Raw genomic sequence first — 1288 nt, 5'->3', positions numbered from 1 at the left:
TGGGGGTGTATCGGCAGTACCGCGAGTACGCGCGTGATTTCGATGTGGCGATCCGGGTGGTGGGCAACAAGGTGCAGGGCGCCGACGACATCGCCTACCTGCGGGAGCACGTCGGGGACGACCTGCTGACCTGGGTGGGTCAGTCCAGCGCGGTGCGGGCGTTGGAGCAGGGTCGCCAAGGTGTGGTGTTGGAGGAGCAGAACGAGGCGGCGTTGGGGCAGATGTGCGCCGAGGTGGACGCGCGGACCAAAGACTGGGAGAAGTTCCAGCGGCAGGCGGTGGAGTTCCACGTCAAGAACGCGCGGAGTTGGGCCAACCGGGCGACGGGTGAGGATCTGGAGGCGCAGGTCGACCCCGAGTTCCGGTTCCCCGTCGCACACGCGCGGTAGTCCCGGCCCTACCGGCGCCAGGAGAACCGCACTACTCTGCCCGCCATGACGACGCGGCGGATGTTCGTGACGGCGATCGGCGCGGTGATTCCCGTGATCGTGCTCGCCCTGCTGTTCGACAACCAGTGGGTCGTGGACGCGATCAACGACTCCGACTTCGAATACGACGAGGGCCTCGGAACGCTGGTGGGCTGGCTTGAGTTCCCCTCATGGCGTGTTTCCGGCGTCAGCGGTTCGAGCAGGACCGAATGGGACTACGTGCTGGCACTCGACTTCAGCACGCTGCTGTTCCTCGTCCTGCTGGCACTCCTGGTGCTGGCGGCCGTCCGGTCGATCGATCCGCGGCGCGGCCACTTCGGTGCCGTGGTGGTGGGCTGGTGGGCCACCGTCCTGGCGGGCGGCCTGACCGGGATCGTCCGCGGCTTCCTGGCCAAGTGGACGCTCGACATCCCAGACGGGTCGCTGGACGAGGCCATCTGGAGGTCGGTCTCCGGCGGCGCGGGCTTCGGCCTGGCGTACGGATGGCTCGCCGGGCTCGGAGCGCTGGCGGGCTTCTTCACCGGCCGTCCCCGCGAGTACGCCCCGCAGCAGGCGATGCAGGGCGCGTATCCGCCTCCGGGCGCGTACCCGCATCCGGGTGCGTCCCTGCCCCCGGGCGGGCCGATGCCGTCCGGCCCGCAGATGATGCCGCAGCAGGCCCACGGCGGCCAGGGCCTCCCGCCGCAGCACCCGGCGGCCGTCCCGTACGTGCCCCCGCCGGGGGCGCCGCAGCAGCAACCCGCGTGGGGCGCCCCCGGCCCCCAGCAGCCGTACCCGGGCATGCCCGTCCCGCAGCAGCCGGCGCCGCCCTTCCCGCAGCAGCCCGTCCCGCAGCAGCCCTTCCCCCAGCAGCCGGGAGG

The 1288-nt window shown here is 71.5% G+C and carries 2 pseudogenes; both read left to right on the top strand.

The window, feature by feature from the left end:
- Positions 1-389 (top strand): annotated as a pseudogene (locus tag E1298_RS46965) (ATP-binding protein); the annotation flags it as partial.
- Between the two features lie 45 nt (positions 390-434).
- A pseudogene (locus E1298_RS46960) lies at positions 435-1288 on the top strand (hypothetical protein); the annotation flags it as partial.

It is taken from the genome of Actinomadura rubrisoli (assembly GCF_004349215.1).
Taxonomy (GTDB): domain Bacteria; phylum Actinomycetota; class Actinomycetes; order Streptosporangiales; family Streptosporangiaceae; genus Spirillospora; species Spirillospora rubrisoli.
The sequence above is the reverse complement of the archived record's forward strand: the minus strand, read 5'-3'. Positions and strand labels throughout refer to the sequence as shown.